This window comes from Streptomyces sp. NPDC041068, assembly GCF_040647455.1.
Lineage (GTDB): Bacteria > Actinomycetota > Actinomycetes > Streptomycetales > Streptomycetaceae > Streptomyces.
Window position 1 is genome coordinate 343,945 of record NZ_JBEZCG010000001.1, and the last position, 16,578, is coordinate 360,522.

Annotated in this window: 16 protein-coding genes; 11 read left to right on the top strand and 5 right to left on the bottom strand. The window is 71.1% G+C overall.

The window, feature by feature from the left end:
* Positions 1-110 precede the first annotated feature (110 nt).
* Positions 111-1,613, top strand: a complete 1,503-nt coding sequence (locus tag AB0B50_RS01240) for an acyl-CoA synthetase (RefSeq protein ID WP_362323690.1) — start codon at positions 111-113, stop codon at positions 1,611-1,613.
* Between the two features lie 23 nt (positions 1,614-1,636).
* Positions 1,637-2,155 carry a GNAT family N-acetyltransferase gene (locus tag AB0B50_RS01245; RefSeq protein WP_362323693.1) on the top strand — a complete coding sequence of 173 codons (519 nt, stop codon included), beginning with the start codon at positions 1,637-1,639 and terminating at the stop codon, positions 2,153-2,155.
* Positions 2,156-2,162: 7 nt separating this feature from the next.
* Here AB0B50_RS01245 and AB0B50_RS01250 read toward each other — a convergent pair whose 3' ends face one another.
* A complete protein-coding gene (locus AB0B50_RS01250) occupies positions 2,163-3,203 on the bottom strand; it encodes a protein kinase family protein (RefSeq protein ID WP_362323696.1) in 1,041 nt (346 codons plus the stop codon).
* A 37-nt stretch (positions 3,204-3,240) separates the two neighbouring features.
* The gene (locus tag AB0B50_RS01255; RefSeq protein ID WP_362323699.1) at positions 3,241-4,029 is read right to left on the bottom strand and encodes an ANTAR domain-containing protein; all 789 of its coding nucleotides are present in this window, start codon (positions 4,027-4,029) and stop codon (positions 3,241-3,243) included.
* A 128-nt stretch (positions 4,030-4,157) separates the two neighbouring features.
* Between AB0B50_RS01255 and AB0B50_RS01260 the strand changes: the two genes are divergently transcribed.
* Positions 4,158-4,508, top strand: a complete 351-nt coding sequence (locus tag AB0B50_RS01260) for a helix-turn-helix domain-containing protein (protein ID WP_362323702.1) — start codon at positions 4,158-4,160, stop codon at positions 4,506-4,508.
* Between the two features lie 27 nt (positions 4,509-4,535).
* Here the strand turns inward: AB0B50_RS01260 and paaK are convergent, their stop codons facing one another.
* Positions 4,536-5,828 (bottom strand): phenylacetate--CoA ligase PaaK, encoded by a 1,293-nt coding sequence (gene paaK, locus AB0B50_RS01265; RefSeq protein WP_362323705.1) that lies wholly within the window; start codon positions 5,826-5,828, stop codon positions 4,536-4,538.
* Between the two features lie 200 nt (positions 5,829-6,028).
* Here paaK and AB0B50_RS01270 point away from each other — a divergent pair, with 200 nt between their 5' ends.
* Both AB0B50_RS01270 and AB0B50_RS01275 read left to right on the top strand, forming a co-directional pair.
* Positions 6,029-6,874: an alpha/beta hydrolase gene (locus tag AB0B50_RS01270; RefSeq protein WP_362323708.1), complete on the top strand. Its 846-nt coding sequence runs from the start codon at positions 6,029-6,031 to the stop codon at positions 6,872-6,874.
* Between the two features lie 89 nt (positions 6,875-6,963).
* Positions 6,964-7,629: a chorismate mutase gene (locus AB0B50_RS01275; protein WP_362323710.1), complete on the top strand. Its 666-nt coding sequence runs from the start codon at positions 6,964-6,966 to the stop codon at positions 7,627-7,629.
* On the opposite strand, the gene AB0B50_RS01280 is transcribed toward AB0B50_RS01275, so the two are convergent.
* Complete coding sequence (locus AB0B50_RS01280) at positions 7,612-8,262, bottom strand: hypothetical protein (protein ID WP_362323713.1); 651 nt, start codon at positions 8,260-8,262, stop codon at positions 7,612-7,614. The genes AB0B50_RS01275 and AB0B50_RS01280 overlap by 18 nt on opposite strands.
* Before the next feature lie 211 nt (positions 8,263-8,473).
* Here AB0B50_RS01280 and AB0B50_RS01285 point away from each other — a divergent pair, with 211 nt between their 5' ends.
* Complete coding sequence (locus tag AB0B50_RS01285) at positions 8,474-9,880, top strand: PLP-dependent aminotransferase family protein (protein ID WP_362324999.1); 1,407 nt, start codon at positions 8,474-8,476, stop codon at positions 9,878-9,880.
* Positions 9,881-10,185: 305 nt separating this feature from the next.
* Here AB0B50_RS01285 and AB0B50_RS01290 read toward each other — a convergent pair whose 3' ends face one another.
* A complete protein-coding gene (locus AB0B50_RS01290; RefSeq protein ID WP_362323716.1) occupies positions 10,186-11,799 on the bottom strand; it encodes an acyl-CoA synthetase in 1,614 nt (537 codons plus the stop codon).
* Positions 11,800-12,018: 219 nt separating this feature from the next.
* Between AB0B50_RS01290 and AB0B50_RS01295 the strand changes: the two genes are divergently transcribed.
* The 5 genes from AB0B50_RS01295 to AB0B50_RS01315 all read left to right on the top strand — a co-directional run bounded on the left by AB0B50_RS01295 (position 12,019) and on the right by AB0B50_RS01315 (position 16,484).
* Positions 12,019-12,819 carry a crotonase/enoyl-CoA hydratase family protein gene (locus tag AB0B50_RS01295; RefSeq protein WP_362323719.1) on the top strand — a complete coding sequence of 267 codons (801 nt, stop codon included), beginning with the start codon at positions 12,019-12,021 and terminating at the stop codon, positions 12,817-12,819.
* Between the two features lie 100 nt (positions 12,820-12,919).
* On the top strand, positions 12,920-13,891 hold the full coding sequence (locus AB0B50_RS01300; protein WP_362323722.1) for an OB-fold domain-containing protein: 972 nt from the start codon (positions 12,920-12,922) through the stop codon (positions 13,889-13,891).
* The gene (locus AB0B50_RS01305; RefSeq protein ID WP_362323725.1) at positions 13,892-14,971 is read left to right on the top strand and encodes a thiolase domain-containing protein; all 1,080 of its coding nucleotides are present in this window, start codon (positions 13,892-13,894) and stop codon (positions 14,969-14,971) included. It begins immediately after the preceding gene.
* An 8-nt stretch (positions 14,972-14,979) separates the two neighbouring features.
* Positions 14,980-16,146: a thiolase domain-containing protein gene (locus AB0B50_RS01310; RefSeq protein WP_362325003.1), complete on the top strand. Its 1,167-nt coding sequence runs from the start codon at positions 14,980-14,982 to the stop codon at positions 16,144-16,146.
* 95 nt (positions 16,147-16,241) lie between these two features.
* A complete protein-coding gene (locus tag AB0B50_RS01315; protein ID WP_362323728.1) occupies positions 16,242-16,484 on the top strand; it encodes a DUF397 domain-containing protein in 243 nt (80 codons plus the stop codon).
* Positions 16,485-16,578: the final 94 nt, after the last annotated feature.

Here is a 16,578-nt window from a genome sequence, read left to right on the forward strand (position 1 = left end):
CAACTGGAGTTCGGGAAGGAGCGGTTGAGCGTACCAAGCGGTCGGTCACTTTCTCCCGGTCGCGGAGCGGATCTCTTGACCTCGCCGGTGCGCGGGCTCAGGATCACGCCATGACGGGTGTACGTGACAACACGGTCGACGGAGTCCTCCGGCGCAGCGCGCGCCGCACGCCTCGGCGCACGGCGCTGCGCTACGGCGAGCGGTCCTGGACGTACGAGGAACTCGACGACGCCGTGTCGCGCGCGGCCGCGGTGCTGCGCGGGCACGGCCTGGCCCCCGGGGACCGTGTCGGTGCCTACGCCCACAACTCCGACGCCTATCTGATCGGCTTCCTCGGCTGCGCGCGGGCGGGCCTGGTCCATGTGCCGGTCAACCAGAACCTGAGCGGCGACGACCTCGCGTACATCGTCCGCCAGTCGGGCAGCGCGCTGGTCCTCGTGGATCCGGACATCGCGGGGCGGCTGCCGGAGGGCGTGCCGGTCCTCGCGCTGCGCGACGCGGAGGGGGCGCTGCTCGCGAGGCTCGCGGCCACATCGGCGTACGAGGGTGACGGGCCCGGCAGCGAGGACCTGGCGCAACTCCTCTACACATCGGGCACCACGGCGTTGCCGAAGGGCGCGATGCTCACGCACCGGGCGCTCGTCCACGAGTACGTCAGCGCGATCACCGCGCTGGACCTCGAGGAGACGGACAAGCCGGTCCATTCGCTGCCGCTCTACCACTCGGCGCAGATGCACGTCTTCCTCATGCCGTACCTGGCGGTCGGGGCCGAGAACACGATCCTCGACGGGCCCGACGCGGGGCAGATCTTCGACCTCGTGGAGGCCGGCCGTGCCGACAGCCTCTTCGCGCCGCCCACGGTGTGGATCGGCCTCTCGCGCCACCCCGGCTTCGCGACCCGTGACCTCGGGGCGCTGCGCAAGGCGTACTACGGGGCGTCGATCATGCCGGTGCCGGTCCTGGAGCGGCTGCGGTCCCGGCTGCCGGAGCTCGGCTTCTACAACTGCTTTGGGCAGAGCGAGATCGGGCCCCTCGCCACGGTCCTCGGGCCCGACGAGCACGAGGGGCGGATGGATTCCTGCGGGCGGCCCGTCCTGTTCGTCGAGGCGCGTGTCGTCGACGAGCACGGCCAGGAGGTGCCGGACGGCACGCAGGGCGAAGTCGTCTACCGCTCACCGCAGTTGTGCGAGGGCTACTGGGGCAAGCCGGAGGAGACGGAGGAGGCGTTCCGCGACGGCTGGTTCCACTCCGGTGACCTCGCGGTGCGGGATGCCGAGGGCTATTTCACCGTCGTCGACCGGGTCAAGGACGTCATCAACTCCGGAGGCGTCCTGGTGGCCTCGCGCCAGGTCGAGGAGGCGCTGTACGAACACGCGGGCGTCGCGGAGGCCGCGGTGATCGGCCTGCCGGACGAGCGCTGGATCGAGGCGGTGACCGCCGTCGTCGTACGCAACGACAAGGACCTCACCGAGACGGCCCTCATCACCCACGCCCGCGAGAGACTGGCCCACTTCAAGGCCCCGAAGCGCATCGTCTTCGTGGACGAACTTCCACGTAACGCCAGCGGCAAAATCCTCAAACGCGAACTGCGGGACCGCTTGGGCCAGGCGTGAGGAGCCTCGTGCAGGGGCCGCGCGTGGCCGTACGCCGTCTCTGCCGCGCGGACTACGACGAGATCGCGGCGCTGAGCCGGGAGAGCGCCGAGATGCACGGCCGCTGGCTGGGCGCCCACGAGAACACGGTGGCAGCCTTCGAGGCCCGCCTGGCGCGTTTCGACCAGCCCACGCACGAAGGCCTCGTGATCTGTCTGCGCGACACCGGAGCGATCGTCGGCGGCGTCAACATCAACAACATCGTCCGAGGCGGCTTGCGCAGCGGAACCCTGGGCTATGTCGCCTACGCCTCGACGACCGGGCGCGGATACATGACCGAAGGCCTTGGCCTCGCGATCGAGTTCGCCTTCGGGACACTGGAACTGCATCGCCTGGAGGCGAACATCCAGCCGGACAACACCGCTTCGCTGAACCTCGTGAAACGCCTCGGCTTCCGGCGCGAGGGCTACTCCACGGCCTTCCAGTTCATCAACGGCGCCTGGCGGGACCACGAGCGGTGGGCCATCACGGTGGAGGACACCGCGCGGCCCCGTGAACTCTGACGGTCACTCACGCAAGGCCGAGTCCGCGGAGCCGCTCCAGTGGATACGCGGACTGCCTGCTGTCGTACTGGAGCTGGCGGATGAAGTCCGTCATCACCGTCGCGAGGGGGGCGTGGCGGGTCAGGATCGAGGCGGCCGATTCGGGGATGCCGGTGGGGCGCTCGCCCTGGGCGTAGGCGCGGATCTGGGCCTCGCGTTCGTGTCTCTCGTATCCGTAGAGGTCGGTGGCCAGCCAGTTGACCAGGTAGCTGAGTGCGTAGCAGCGGTCGTATGTGCTGTGGGTGTCGAAGAAGGCCGACTCCTCACGCGACAGGTCGAAGCGGTCGGAGAGTGCCAGGCCGTAGTCCGTGAAGTAGAGGCGGTGGCCGTCCGTCAGGATGTTCTCGAAGTGGGCGTCGAAGTGCAGCAGACCGCGGCTGTTCATGAACGCGGTGCCGGACTCCAACTCCTTCTCCACCATGGCGCAGGCGTGGTCCACCGCCTCGCCGCCGACGGCCGTCTGCTCGCTCAGCCACTGGTGCAGGTTCCGCGGGAAGTACTCGAGGAACAGCGCGACGCTCGCCGAGGACCGCTGGAGGGACTCGATGCGGTGTCGTACCTGCGGGCTGCCGCCCCAGTAGGCGACGGCCCGTTCGACGTCGGCCAGTTCCTCCGGCAGGGACGTCGAGTCGGGGAGAACCCGCCAGTGGTACATCAGGGGGAAGTTCTCGGCTTCCCCCGTGAGGACCCAGTTCGTCGTCATGGTGTGCGCGGCGAGCTCACGCCAGACCCCGAACCCCGGCCCGCCGATGCCGTATTGGCAAAAGAGCGGCAGTCCGAACAGGTTGGCCGTCGAGCGGCTTCCGTCCGGCTGCCTCTCCAGATCCGTGAGCGGCACCCGCTTCACGAAGACCGGCGTGCCCTCGACCTCCAGCAGCGCCGACTTCCCGCCGATCCCGGAGCCGAACGGCACGGCCGTCTCCACGAGTTCGTGCAGGGAGCGATCACTGTGCAGGGACAGGGACGTGGAGACAGAGGCATGGGTCTTCAGACGTGCGCCGTGTGACATGAGCGAACCGTATGAGGGGGCGCCGACATGGGCGTCACTAGGGGACGTTCTCGATGTTCTCGGGAGGCAGGGAGGGGGTGACGTCGGTGGGGCCCGGAGCCCGGGGCTCGGTGTTCTTGGCGATCGCCGCTTCCAACTGCTTGCGCACGGCGGCGGGCAGCGCGCTGCCCCGCACCGTGCCCACCACGTCCCCGGCCAGCTGATGCAGCTTGGTGTTGGTGTTCTGAGAGGCCGTCACCAGGACGTCCCACGCCGCCTCGGGGCTCAGGCTGAAGGACGACATCAGGATGCCGCGCGCCAGGTCGATGGTCGGCCGGGTCCGCATGGCCCGCCTCAACTGGGCCACGACGACGGTCAGATCCTGATCGCGGTCCTCGTCCGGCGGCGCCTCGTGGGTGATCGGGCAGGTCAGGTCCTCGCACCCCCGGCCCGGCGGCACGAACAGGCCGAGCGTGCCGGTGAGGTCGAGCATCCGGTCGACCGCGGGACTGGTGGCGCGGATCGTGACGGTCTTGCCCTGCCTCTTCGCGTCCCGGCGCAGGCACAGCAGGAGATTGAGGCCGGAGCAGTCGCAGAACGCGACCTGGCTCAGGTCCAGTTCGATGCCTTCGGGTGAGCGGCCGAGCGCCATGCCCAGATCGGACCGGATCCGTTGACCGGTGTCGAGGTCGAGTTCCCCTCGCACCACCACGCGCCTCGTGCCGTCACCCGGCACGGCGCCGGCAGACGCCGACTGCCGCGGAAAGGGCGTCGGCGGGCGACTGCTCTCACTGTGCTCCGCTCCTACTCCGGTGAGGGGCTGCTGGGAGTGCGCGGGCTCCGGCATGACATCTCCCTCTCGTCTCTGCCAACCGCCGTTCCTAGGCTGCCTTTCTGCCCTTAGACACGTCAACCAATACCTGAAATGTAGTACGTGTTTTTGAAAACGTGTATGCCTGGTCCTAGAGTTGACGCATGGATGGAGTGCCCGAGCCACACACCGGATGGACGTTTCTGACCAATCACGCGCGCGTGCTGGCAGCCATCGCTGACAACCACAACGCCCGTATCCGTGACATCGCCGCGCACTGCCGACTGACCGAGCGTGCCGTCCAGAAGATCATCGCCGACCTGGAGCAGGACGGCTATCTCTCCCACACGCGGGAGGGGCGCACGAACACGTACGAGATCGATCCCAGCAAGGTCCTGCGCCACCCGGCGGAGTCCGGACTCGCCGTGGCCTCGCTGCTCTCCCTGCTCGCCAAGGCCGAAGCCGACCGGGCCACGTCCTCCGACGGCGGCGGCCGGGAGCACGCCAACAGCTGACGGCTCCCGCTCCTCGATCCCTGTCCGTCAGCCCCGCAGGTCCACGATCCGCTTGAACTTGCCCACCGACCGCTCCAGCGTCTCCGGGTCGACGATCTCGACGCCGACCGAGACGCCGATGCCGTCCTTCACGGCCGCCGCGATCTCCCGGGCCGCCGCATCGCGCCGCTCGGGCGTCGTGTCCGCGCGTGCCTCGGCCCGCACCGTCAGGGCGTCCATCCGCCCCTCGCGCGTCAGGCGCAGCTGGAAGTGCGGGGCGACGCCCGCCGTGCGCAGCACGATCTCCTCGACCTGGGTGGGGAAGAGGTTGACGCCCCGCAGGATCACCATGTCGTCGCTGCGCCCCGTCACCTTCTCCATCCGCCGGAAGATCCGCGCGGTGCCGGGCAGGAGGCGCGTCAAGTCCCGTGTCCGGTAACGGATCACGGGCATGGCCTCCTTGGTGAGCGAGGTGAACACCAGCTCGCCGCGCTCACCGTCCGCCAGCACCTCACCCGTGATCGGGTCGACGACCTCGGGGTAGAAGTGGTCCTCCCAGATGTGCAGCCCGTCCTTGGTCTCCACGCACTCCTGCGCGACACCCGGGCCGATCACCTCGGAGAGGCCGTATATGTCGACGGCGTCGATCGCGAACCGCTCCTCGATCTCGCGCCGCATCTCCTCCGTCCACGGCTCCGCGCCGAAGATCCCGACCCGCAGGGACGTCGTACGAGGATCGACGCCCTGCCGCTCGAACTCCTCCAGGAGTGTGAGCATGTACGACGGGGTGACCATGATGATCTCGGGGCGGAAGTCCTGGATCAGCCGCACCTGACGCGCGGTCATGCCGCCGGACGCGGGGATCACCGTGCAGCCGAGCCGCTCGGCTCCGTAGTGCGCGCCGAGGCCGCCGGTGAACAGGCCGTATCCGTACGCCACATGGACCTTGTCGCCGGGCCTGCCGCCCGCGGCGCGGATCGAGCGCGCGACCACGTCCGCCCACATGGACAGGTCCTGCTCGGTGTACCCGACGACCGTCGGCAGGCCCGTCGTGCCGCTGGAGGCGTGCAGGCGGCGCACCTCGGACTGCTCCACCGCGAACATCCCGAACGGGTAGTTGGCCCGCAGGTCGTCCTTGGTGGTGAACGGGAACCGCGCGAGGTCGGCGAGGGAACGGCAGTCGTCGGGGCGCAGGCCCGCCTTGTCGAACGCCGCCCGGTAGAACGGGACGTTCTCGTACGCGTGCAGCAGGGTGTCCTGGAGGCGCTCCAGCTGCAGCGACCCGAGCTCCCGGGGGCCGAGCCGTTCCGCGGCGTCGAGGAGTAGCGGCTCACGCGTCATAAGGCATGCTCCCGTCGTGAACGGGCGACCGATCATTCGGTCGTCGATCTTCCGTCGAGCTCAGTAATCCAGTCCCGGCGGTGGGCGTCAAGGGATCGGGCGCAGCGGCTTTGAGCTGGGACGCGGCGGCATGGGCCACCGTCATGGGCGCGGCGGGCGGACATTGCCCACGCCTGTTGCGGGATGTGATGATCACCCCCATGCCGACATTCAGCGCGTACGACGGAACGGAGCTCGCCTACCACGAGAAGGGGGAGGGCGAGCCACTGCTCTGTGTGCCGGGCGGCCCCATGCGCGCCTCCGCCTACCTCGGCGACCTGGGCGGCCTCACCGCGCACCGCCGCCTGATCCTCCTTGATCTGCGCGGGACGGGTGATTCCGCCGCGCCCGAGGACCCGGCGACGTACCGCTGCGACCGTCTCGTCGACGACGTGGAGGCCCTGCGGGAGCACCTGGGGCTCGACGAGGTCGACCTGCTCGGGCACTCGGCGTCCGGCAACATCGCCACGCTGTACGCGGCCCGCCACCCCAAGAGGGTCCGCACGCTCGTCCTGGTCGCCCCGTCCACGCACTCCGTCGGCCTCACGGTCACCGACGAGGACCACCGCGAGGCGGCGGCCCTGCGCGCGGGCGAGCCCTGGTATCCGGCCGCCGAGGCCGCGTTGAAGGAGATCGCGGCCGGACGCGTGACCGCCGAGGCGTGGGACGCCCTCGCGCCTCTCGCCTACGGCCGCTGGGACGCCGAGGCCCAGGCGCACCGGGCGGCGAGCGCCACGGAGAAGAACGCGGAGGCGGCCGCCGTCTTCTACGGGGAAGGAGCCTTCGACCCGTCAGGGACGCGTGCCGCGCTGACCGCTCTGAACGCACCGGTCCTCGTCCTCGCGGGGGAGTGGGACAGCGGCCCGAATCCGGCGCACGCCGAGGAGTTCGCCGGCCTCTTCCCGCGCGGGGTGCGCCAAGTGCAGCCGCGCGGCGGGCACTTCCCCTGGCTGGACGACCCGGAGTGGTTCGTGCGGCGGGTCGCGGGGTTCCTCGCGCAGGACTGAGCGGCACGGGCCCGCGGCACGGCGGCGGCGCTCGTACGACGCTCGTACGATGGGCGCCTCACCGGCAACGCTCCCCAGGGGGACACTCCGTGCAGCTCATCCCGACCGCGGCCCGCGCCCTGACCGTCGGCGTCGTGACCGCCGCCCTGCTCGCCGGGGGCGGCGCGGCGGTGGCGTCGCCCGCGCAGCCGGCCGCGGCCTCCGCCTCGCGGCCGCCCGCCGCCCTCACCTCGCAGTCGCCCGCTGCCACTGCCGCCGCGGCTGCGGGCCCGTACGCCCGCCTGCGTCCCCTCGCCGACCTGTCCGCGCAGCGCCTGGCCACCGCCGATCTCGTCGCCGCCGCCAAGTACGGCACGGACAGCCCCATCGACGACCCGGCGCGCGAGAAGCAGGTCCTGGACGCCGTGGCCCTGCGGGCGCGGGAGCTCGGCGCCGACCCGGAGGCGACCGTGCGGATCTTCCGCGACCAGATCGAGGCCAACAAGGTCGTCCAGCGGGGGCTGTTCCGCCGCTGGGACGCCGATCCCTCCCAGGCCCCGACGGAGCGGCCCGACCTCGCCGAGGTCCGCAAGGAGATCAACCGGATCAACACGGAGCTGGTGCGGGGCATCGCCGCGTCCCCGGAGGCACGGTCCGCGCCGTACTGCGGGCGCGTGCTCACCGCGGCGGCCGTGCGCGTCCGGCACGAGGAGCGGCTCGACGCCCTGCACTCCGTCGCGCTGGGCCGGGCGCTGAGGTCAGTCTGCGAGGGCTGACTCCCGGGGTTCGTCGCGCGGGCTGCGGTAGGCGAACCAGGGCAGGAAGAACTGGGTGGCGGGGCCGACCGCGAGCGCGTACAGGACGGTCCCGACGCCCACGGTCCCGCCGAGCAGCCACCCCAGCGCGAGCACGGCTATCTCGATGAGGGTGCGGACCTGCCGTATCGAACGGCCGGTGACGGCGGCCGCGCCGGTCATCAGCCCGTCCCGGGGCCCGGGACCGAAACGGGCGCCCACATAGACGGCCACGGACAGCGCGTTGAGGAGCACCCCGCCGACCAGCAGCCCGATCCGGATCGGCAGGCCAAGGCCCTCGGGTACGACGAGCAGGCCGAGGTCGGAGGAGACGGCGAGGACGACGATGTTGGCGCCGGTGCCGAGCGTCGGCCGCTGCCTGAGCGGTATCCACAGCAGCAGGACGAGCACGCCGAGCACGGCGCTGATCGTGCCGAAGCTGAGGGGGGTCCGCAGTTCGAGGCCTTCGTACAGGACGGCCCACGGGTTCACGCCCAGGGCGGCGCGGACCATGAGCGAGACGCTGAACCCGAACAGGGCGAGGCCCAGAAGGAGTTGGGGCAGGCGTCTCAAGGGGCGCTCGTGGAAGGGGACGTACGAGATGTCCTGGCGCATGCCTGGTTGCCTCCGAGAAGTGTGGTGCGGTTCCGGCGGGAAGCCGGTGTGATGCCTCGAAGGCCACTTGCGTGCGTTCAAGGCCATTGCGGCCACTCTGTAGAGTGATTGGCCCGGAAAGAACGGCCAATTCGAGGAGAATGGTGTGGTCGACGGGAACGCGGGCGACGTGGGTGCGGGCCGGACTCTGGGCAGTCGGCAGCTCGCCGCGATGCTGCCCGACCCGGCCGGCGCACGGCCCGCCTACCGCCATCTGGCCAAGGCGATCAGCGAGCTGATCCTCGACGGTCGCGTCGCCCTGCACGTCAGACTCCCGGCCGAACGCGAACTGGCCGTCGCGCTCGCCACCAGCAGGACCACCGTCACCGCCGTCTACGACCTGCTGCGCGAGAGCGGCTACGCGCACAGCCGCCAGGGCGCGGGCACCTGGACGTCCCTGCCCGCGGGGCGTGCCCCCAGCGGCGTGCGTCGGCTCCTCGCCGCGGAGGACACCGAGATCGACCTCGCAAGAGCCGCCCCCGGTCTGCCGGAGCGGACGCTCACCGACGCTCTCGCACGGATCGCCCCGCGCCTGGCCGAGCACGCGCACACGCCGGGCTACCACCCCTACGGGCTGCCGGAGCTCCGCGCCGCCGTCGCCGAGCGGTTCACCCGGCGGGGGCTGACGACCGTGCCCGAGCAGATCCTCGTCACCTCGGGCGCGCAGCACGCCCTGACCCTGCTCCTGGGGTTGCTGTGCCGCCCCGGCGACCGCGTCATGGCCGAGAACCCGTCCTACCCGAACGCCCTGGAGGCCGTGCGCCGCGCCGGGCTGCGCACGGTGTCCGTGCCGGTGACCGACAGCGGCTGGGACGTCGACATCGTCGAGTCGGCCTTCCGTCAGGCCGTGCCCCGACTCGCCTTCCTGATCCCGGACTTCCACAACCCGACCGGTCACCTCATGCCCGAGTCCGAACGGGGCCGGGTGCTGCGCGCCGCCCAGCGCTCCGGCGGCTGGCTCGTCGTCGACGAGACCCTCGCCGAGCTCGCCCTCGACGTGCCCGCCCCGCCGCCCTTCGCCGCCCGCGCCGAGCCGGGATCCGGCGGGCAGGTCGTCACCGTCGGCTCCATGAGCAAGACCCACTGGGCGGGCCTGCGCATCGGCTGGCTGCGCGCCCCGGCCCGGCTCGTCACCGAGCTCGCGGGGCAGCGCGTCGCCACCGACATGGGCGGCTCGGTCCTCGACCAGCTGCTCGCCCTCGACCTCCTGGAGCGCGCCGACGAGCTGCTTGCGCTGCGGAGGGAGCGGCTGCGCGAGCAGCGCGGCGCGCTGGCCGCCGCCCTGACGGAGCATGTCCCGCGGTGGAGCTGGCAACTGCCGCCGGGGGGCCTGTCGTTGTGGGTGGATCTGGGCGAGCCCGTGGCCTCGGCCCTCGCCGATCGGGTGCGGGACGACGGTGTACGGATCGAGAGCGGCTCCCGTTTCGCCACCGACCCGGGCGTCTTCGAGCAGCGGCTCCGCATCCCGTACACCGCGTCGCCCGACATCCTGCGCGAGGCGGTGCGCCGCATGGCCGCCGCACTCGCCGCAGGCCTCACGCCGCCGTCCGGCACGAGGCGATCGCACTGGGTGGCATGAGACACCGGCGCGGCGATGGCGCCGGAACTCGCCTCAGCAGGCAGGGAACTCGCCTCACCGGCCAGGGAACTCGCCTCACCGCGGCGGATCTTGCTGACAGCAGGGGCAGTGCCCGGAGTGCGGATCGGCCGACGTCTTCTCCTGTCGAGATCAACAAGCACCGGGGCGGCGCGATCTTCAGCCGCCTGACGGACGGCTGCTCGCGCCAGCGCATCCGCCTCGACACGCTGGTCCGCGGCGACTGCGGGCTGATACGTCAGTACGTCGCCGAGGACGCGAAGAGACGCAAGTGCCTGGCAGGCGTCCTAGCCCCGGGCCGCCATCGACTTCGCCCAGCGGTAGTCCGCCTTGCCGCTCGGCGATCGCTGGATGTGGTCGGTGAGGACCAGGGCGCGGGGGATCTTGTAGCCGGCGAGCAGGGCCCTGCAGTGTGTCTGGATCGCTTCGAGGTCCAACACGGGCGCTTTAGGGCGCAGTTGGACGACCGCCGCCACGCGGTTGCCCCAGCGCTCGTCGGGAACTCCGGCGACCAGCGCGTCGTACACGTCCGGATGGGACTTGAGGGCCTGCTCGACCTCCTCCGGATACACCTTCTCGCCGCCGGTGTTGATGCACTGCGAGCCGCGCCCGAGCACGGTGACGATGCCGTCCTCGTCGACCGTCGCCATGTCGCCGAGCAGCACCCAGCGCTCGTCGCCCTTCTGGAAGAAGGTCTCCGCGGTCTTCGCCGGGTCGTTGTAGTAGCCGAGCGGCACGTGGCCGCGCTGGGCGAGGCGGCCCACCTCGCCGACCGGGACGGGCTCGTACGTCGCCGGATCCACCACCCGGGTGCGTTCGTTGACCTCTAGGCGGAAGCCCTTCTCGGGGCCCGAGTCGTCCGTCGCCTTGCCGTTGGAGCCGGACTCGGACGAGCCGAAGTTGTTCAGGAGCAGGACGTTCGGCGCGAGCTCCTGGAACTGGGCGCGCACCGTCTCCGACATGATCGCCCCGGACGAGGAGACGCTGAACAGCGACGACAGGTCGGTGCCCTTGAGCGGCCCGTGCAGCGCGTCGATGAGCGGCCTGAGCATCGCGTCGCCGACGAGGGACACGCTGGAGACCTTCTCCCGCTCGATGGTGCGCAGCACCTCTTCGGGGACGTACTTGCGGTGAATGGCCACCCGCTGGCCGTAGTTGAAGGCGATGAACGACGTGAGCGTGGACGTGCCGTGCATCAGCGGGGGAGTGGGGAAGAAGGTGATCCCGGGACCGCCCGCCGCGACGCGCTCGGCCAGCTCCTCGGGCCGCTTCACCGGCTCACCCGCGGGCTCGCCGCCGAAGAGCCCCGCGAAGAACAGGTCCTCCTGCCGCCACATGACGCCCTTGGGCATGCCGGTCGTGCCGCCGGTGTAGATGATGAACAGGTCGTCCGCCGAGCGCCGTCCGAAGCCGCGCTCCGGTGAGCCCGCCGCCTCCGCGTCGGTGAACGCGACCACGTCGAGCGCGGGTGCGTCGGCCGGCGGCGCGCCCACCCGTATCAGGTGGCGCAGCTTCTCCGTGCGCGGCAGTGCCGCCGCGACCCGCTCGGTGAACTCGGCGTCGAAGACGAGCGCCGCGAGGTCCGCGTCGCGGTAGAGGTAGACCAACTCCTCTTCGACGTAGCGGTAGTTGACGTTGACCGGTACGAGCCGCGCCTTGAGGCAGGCCAGCACCGTCTGCAGATACTCGACGCCGTTGTACAGATGCAGGCCCAGGTGCTCGCCGGGCTCGAGGCCGCTGTCGATCAGGTGGTGCGCCACGCGGTTGGCGGCCGCGTCGAGTTCGGCGTACGTCAGCCTGCGCTCGGCGCCCGTGCCGGGGTGGTCGATGTAGACGAGCGCCTCGCGGTCGGGGACCACGTCGACGACCGACTCGAACAGGTCGGCAAGGTTGTACTCCACCACGCTCCTCCTGACCCCGGCGCCCAAGTGACGTCTCGCTTGGCGGTCATCAGAGCAGAGGCACCCACAAGTGGGAAGGGCCCTCGCACAAGAAAACTGACTGACTGTCAGAAAACTCTTGAACTGCCACTCCGCCTACTGCAACCTGTTCCAGGTCCGCGGGCGACGGGCCGGTCGAGGCCGGTCGCCCGGTGGCCGTCGATGGAGGGAGCACGGCACATGGGTGGGACGGAACACCTCTCCGTGCGGCGCGAAGGCGCCACACTGATACTCACGCTGAACAGGCCCGAGGCGAAGAACGCCCTCTCGTTGTCGATGCTCGTCGGCCTGTACGACGGGTGGGTCGAGGCCGACGAGGACGACGCGGTCCGCTCCATCGTGCTCACCGGCGCGGGCGGCACGTTCTGCGCGGGCATGGACCTCAAGGCCCTCGCGGGCAAGGGCATGGAGGGCGAGCAGTACCGGGACCGGCTCAAGGCCGACCCCGATCTGCACTGGAAGGCCATGCTGCGCCACCACCGGCCCCGCAAACCCGTCATCGCCGCCGTCGAGGGCCACTGCGTGGCGGGCGGCACGGAGATCCTGCAGGGCACGGACATCCGCGTCGCGGGGGAGTCGGCGACGTTCGGTCTCTTCGAGGTGAAGCGGGGGCTGTTCCCGATCGGCGGCTCGACCGTGCGGCTTCCCCGGCAGATTCCTCGTACGCATGCCCTGGAGATGCTGCTCACCGGGCGGCCCTACTCGGCGGCCGAGGCCGCGGCGATCGGTCTCGTCGGGCGGGTCGTGCCGGATGGCTCCGCCCTGGAGACGGCCCTTGCCGTCGCCGAGCAGATCAACGCGTGCGGGCCACTGGCCGTGGAGGCGGTCAAGGCGTCTGTGTACGAAACCGCGGAGATGACGGAGGTGGACGGGCTCGCGGCCGAGTTGAAGCGGGGACGGCCCGTTTTCGACACGGCCGACGCGAAGGAAGGGGCGCGGGCCTTCGCGGAGAAGCGGGCGCCTGTTTTTCGGCGTGCGTAGGTCGTTTCTTGACTGCGGGCCGGATGTGGCTGGTCGCGCAGTTCCTCGCGCCCCTCTCAGGGGGCGCATTCCCCGTCACATGGAAACGGAGTCCCCCGTCATGACATCCGTCCCCTCCCCGGAAGTGCTTCGTGCCCCGCTCGTCGTCGAGTTTCCCTTCACCCGGTCCCTCGGGCCCGTGCAGAGCGCCTTTCTCACCGGGCTGCGCGAGCGCACCGTGCTCGGGGTCAGGACCGGTGACGGGCGTACGCTCGTGCCGCCCGTCGAGTACGACCCCGTGACCGCCGAAGAGATACGCGACCTGGTCGAGGTCGCCACCACCGGCACCGTCACCACCTGGGCCTGGAACCACGAACCCCGCCGCGGCCAGCCCCTCGACACCCCCTTCGCCTGGGTCCTCGTCAAGCTCGACGGGGCCGACACCGCCCTGCTCCACGCCCTCGACGTGCCGGGCCCCGACGCGGTGCGCACCGGCATGCGCGTCCGCGTCCGCTGGGCCGCCGAACGCGTCGGCGCCATCACGGACATCGCCTGCTTCGAGGCGTACGAGGAAGGGGAGACAGGGCGGCAACCCGTCCCGCACCGCGGGGAGTTCGACGAGCCCGTCACCGGGATCGTCGCCGCGGCGCGGCTCGACTACACCTACTCGCCCGGCCGTGCCCAGTCCGCGTACATCAACGCCCTCTCCGAGCAGAAGACCGTCGGAGAGCGCTGCCCGTCCTGCCGCAAGGTGTACGTCCCGCCCCGGGGTGCCTGCCCCACCTGCGGCGTCGCCACGGCGGAGCGTGTGGAGGTCGGGCCGCGCGGCACCGTCACGACGTACTGCATCGTCAACATCAAGGCTGCTCATACGGCGAATCTCGACATCGAAGTCCCCTACGTCTACGCGCACATCGCCCTCGACGGCGCGGACCTCGCCCTGCACGCACGCATCGCGGGAATCCCCTACGACCAGGTCCGCATGGGGCTGCGCGTCGAACCGGTGTGGACCGAGGGCGGCCGCTACCCCGACCACTACCGGCCCACGGGCGAGCCCGACGCCGACTACGACACGTACAAGGAGCTGGTGTAGATGACGTCGTCATCGTCCGCCGCACGGCGGCCCGCACGGGACGTCGCCGTCGTCGCCTTCGGGCAGAGCGACCACCTGCGCTCCACGGACGAGCTCTCCGAGGTCGAGATGCTCATGCCGGTGCTCCACGAAGTCCTCGCCGCCACCGGCCTGAAGACCAGTGACATCGGGTTCACCTGCTCGGGGTCCTCGGACTATCTCGCCGGGCGCGCCTTCTCCTTCACCATGGCGCTCGACGGAGTGGGCGCCTGGCCGCCGATCTCCGAGTCGCACGTCGAGATGGACGGCGCCTGGGCGCTGTACGAGGCGTGGGTGAAGCTGCAGACCGGCGAGGCCGACACCGCGCTCGTCTACTCCTACGGCAAGTCCTCGCCCGGCTCGGTGCGCGACGTGCTGACCCGGCAGCTCGACCCGTACTACGTGGCGCCGCTGTGGCCCGACGCCGTGGCGCTCGCCGCCCTCCAGGCCCAGGCGCTCATCGACGCGGGGGAGATCGACGAGCCCGCGCTCGCCGGGGTCGCGCGGCGCAGCCGGGCGGACGCGGCCGCCAACTCCCACGCACAGCTGCGGGGTTCGGTGACGCAGGGCGACTATCTCGTACGTCCCCTGCGCACCGGCGACTGCCCGCCGATCGGCGACGGGGCCGCCGCCGTGATCCTCGCGGCGGGGGAGCGGGCCGGGGAGCTGTGCGAGCGGCCCGCGTGGATCCGGGGCATCGACCACCGCATCGAGGCGCACGGCCTCGGTGTGCGCGACCTCACCGACTCGCCCTCCGCACGCCTTGCCGCCGAACGGGCCGGGCTCTTCGAACGGGCCGTGGACACCGCCGAGTTGCACGCGCCCTTCACCTCGCAGGAGGTCGTCCTGCGCAAGGCGCTGAAGCTCGGCGACGACGTCGCCGTCAACCCGTCCGGCGGCGCCCTCGCCGCCAACCCCGTGATGGCCGCGGGTCTCATCCGCATCGGCGAAGCCGCCGCCCGCATCCACCGGGGCGCGTCGGACCGCGCCGTCGCGCACGCCACGTCCGGGCCCTGCCTCCAGCAGAACCTGGTCGCCGTCCTGGAAGGAGACGCCCGATGAGCAATCCGGTGGGCAAGGAACCCGTGGCCGTCGTCGGGGTCGGCCAGACCGGGCACGTGGCCGCCCGGCGCGACGTGTCGATCGCGGGCCTCGTCCGCGAGGCCGCCCAACGCGCTCTCGCGGACGCCGAGTTGACGTGGGCCGACATCGACGCCGTCGTCATCGGCAAGGCGCCCGACTTCTTCGAGGGCGTCATGATGCCGGAGCTCTACCTCGCCGACGCGCTCGGCGCCGTCGGCAAACCCATGCTGCGCGTGCACACGGCGGGCTCCGTCGGCGGGTCCACGGCACTCGTCGCCGCCAACCTCGTCGCGGGCCGCGTCCACGGTACGGTCCTGACCCTCGCCTTCGAAAAGCAGTCGGAATCCAACGCGATGTGGGGCCTTTCGCTGCCCATCCCGTTCCAGCAGCCGCTGCTCGCGGGCGCGGGCGGCTTCTTCGCCCCGCACGTGCGCGCGTACATGCGGCGCACCGGCGCCCCCGACACGGTCGGCTCCCTCGTCGCGTACAAGGACCGCCGCAACGCCCTGAAGAACCCCTACGCGCACCTCCACGAGCGGGACATCACCCTGGAGAAGGTCCAGGCGTCGCCGATGCTGTGGGACCCGATCCGCTACTCGGAGACCTGCCCGTCCTCCGACGGGGCCTGCGCGATGATCCTCACCGACCGCGCGGGAGCGGCGCGTTCGCCCCGGCCGCCCGCCTGGATGCACGGCGGCGCGATGCGCAGCGAGCCGACGCTCTTCGCCGGCAAGGACTTCGTCTCCCCGCAGGCGGGCAAGGACTGCGCGGCCGACGTCTACCGGCAGGCCGGGATCGCCGACCCGCGCCGGGAGATCGACGCCGTCGAGATGTACGTGCCGTTCTCCTGGTACGAGCCGATGTGGCTGGAGAACCTCGGTTTCGCGGCCGAGGGCGAGGGGTGGAAGCTCACCGAGTCCGGCGTGACGGAACTGGACGGCGATCTCCCGGTGAACATGTCCGGCGGCGTCCTGTCGACCAACCCCATCGGGGCCTCCGGCATGATCCGCTTCGCCGAGGCGGCACTTCAGGTGCGCGGCCTGGCCGGCGAGCACCAAGTGGACGGGGCGCGCAGGGCACTTGGGCACGCCTACGGCGGCGGATCACAGTTCTTCTCCATGTGGCTCGTCGGGGCCGAGCCGCCCACCACCTGAAGGGTGCCCGCGAGGGTCCTGTCGTCGCGGCCTGTCCGGCGCCGGAAGCGAAAGCTAGGCTGGCGCCGGACGACGCATTCGGGAGGAGCACGGACGTGGCCGACAGCACCACTCAGCAGCATCCGCTCGCGGGTTGGGACAAACCGGAGCTCGACCTCAGCAGCGCCGACTGGCGATCGAGCAGCGCGGGGCGCGGAGACGTGGAGATCGCCTTCGTCGAAGGCTTCGTCGCGATGCGCAACGGTGGCCGGCCGGAGGCCCCCTCGCTGATCTTCACTCCGGCGGAGTGGGGTGCATTCGTCCACGGCGCCCGCGAGGGCGAGTTCGACCTCACATAGAGGCCTCACTGAAGAGGCCCCACTGAAGACCCTGGCGAAGGGGCCCACCGAAGGCCGGCGACGGCCTTTCGGTCCGGCTGATCGCGTGACCTTC

Excerpts from the sequence above, each read along its gene's own strand:
- AB0B50_RS01295 (WP_362323719.1), top strand. The coding sequence starts at position 12,019 with ATGGGTGGGACGGAACACCTCTCCGTGCGGCGCGAAGGCGCCACACTG.
- AB0B50_RS01285 (WP_362324999.1), top strand. The coding sequence starts at position 8,474 with ATGCTGCCCGACCCGGCCGGCGCACGGCCCGCCTACCGCCATCTGGCC.
- AB0B50_RS01270 (WP_362323708.1), top strand. The coding sequence starts at position 6,029 with ATGCCGACATTCAGCGCGTACGACGGAACGGAGCTCGCCTACCACGAG.
- AB0B50_RS01260 (WP_362323702.1), top strand. The coding sequence starts at position 4,158 with ATGGATGGAGTGCCCGAGCCACACACCGGATGGACGTTTCTGACCAAT.
- AB0B50_RS01305 (WP_362323725.1), top strand. The coding sequence starts at position 13,892 with ATGACGTCGTCATCGTCCGCCGCACGGCGGCCCGCACGGGACGTCGCC.
- AB0B50_RS01255 (WP_362323699.1), bottom strand. The coding sequence starts at position 4,029 with ATGCCGGAGCCCGCGCACTCCCAGCAGCCCCTCACCGGAGTAGGAGCG.
- paaK (WP_362323705.1), bottom strand. The coding sequence starts at position 5,828 with ATGACGCGTGAGCCGCTACTCCTCGACGCCGCGGAACGGCTCGGCCCC.
- AB0B50_RS01250 (WP_362323696.1), bottom strand. The coding sequence starts at position 3,203 with ATGTCACACGGCGCACGTCTGAAGACCCATGCCTCTGTCTCCACGTCC.
- AB0B50_RS01280 (WP_362323713.1), bottom strand. The coding sequence starts at position 8,262 with ATGCGCCAGGACATCTCGTACGTCCCCTTCCACGAGCGCCCCTTGAGA.
- AB0B50_RS01300 (WP_362323722.1), top strand. The coding sequence starts at position 12,920 with ATGACATCCGTCCCCTCCCCGGAAGTGCTTCGTGCCCCGCTCGTCGTC.
- AB0B50_RS01240 (WP_362323690.1), top strand. The coding sequence starts at position 111 with ATGACGGGTGTACGTGACAACACGGTCGACGGAGTCCTCCGGCGCAGC.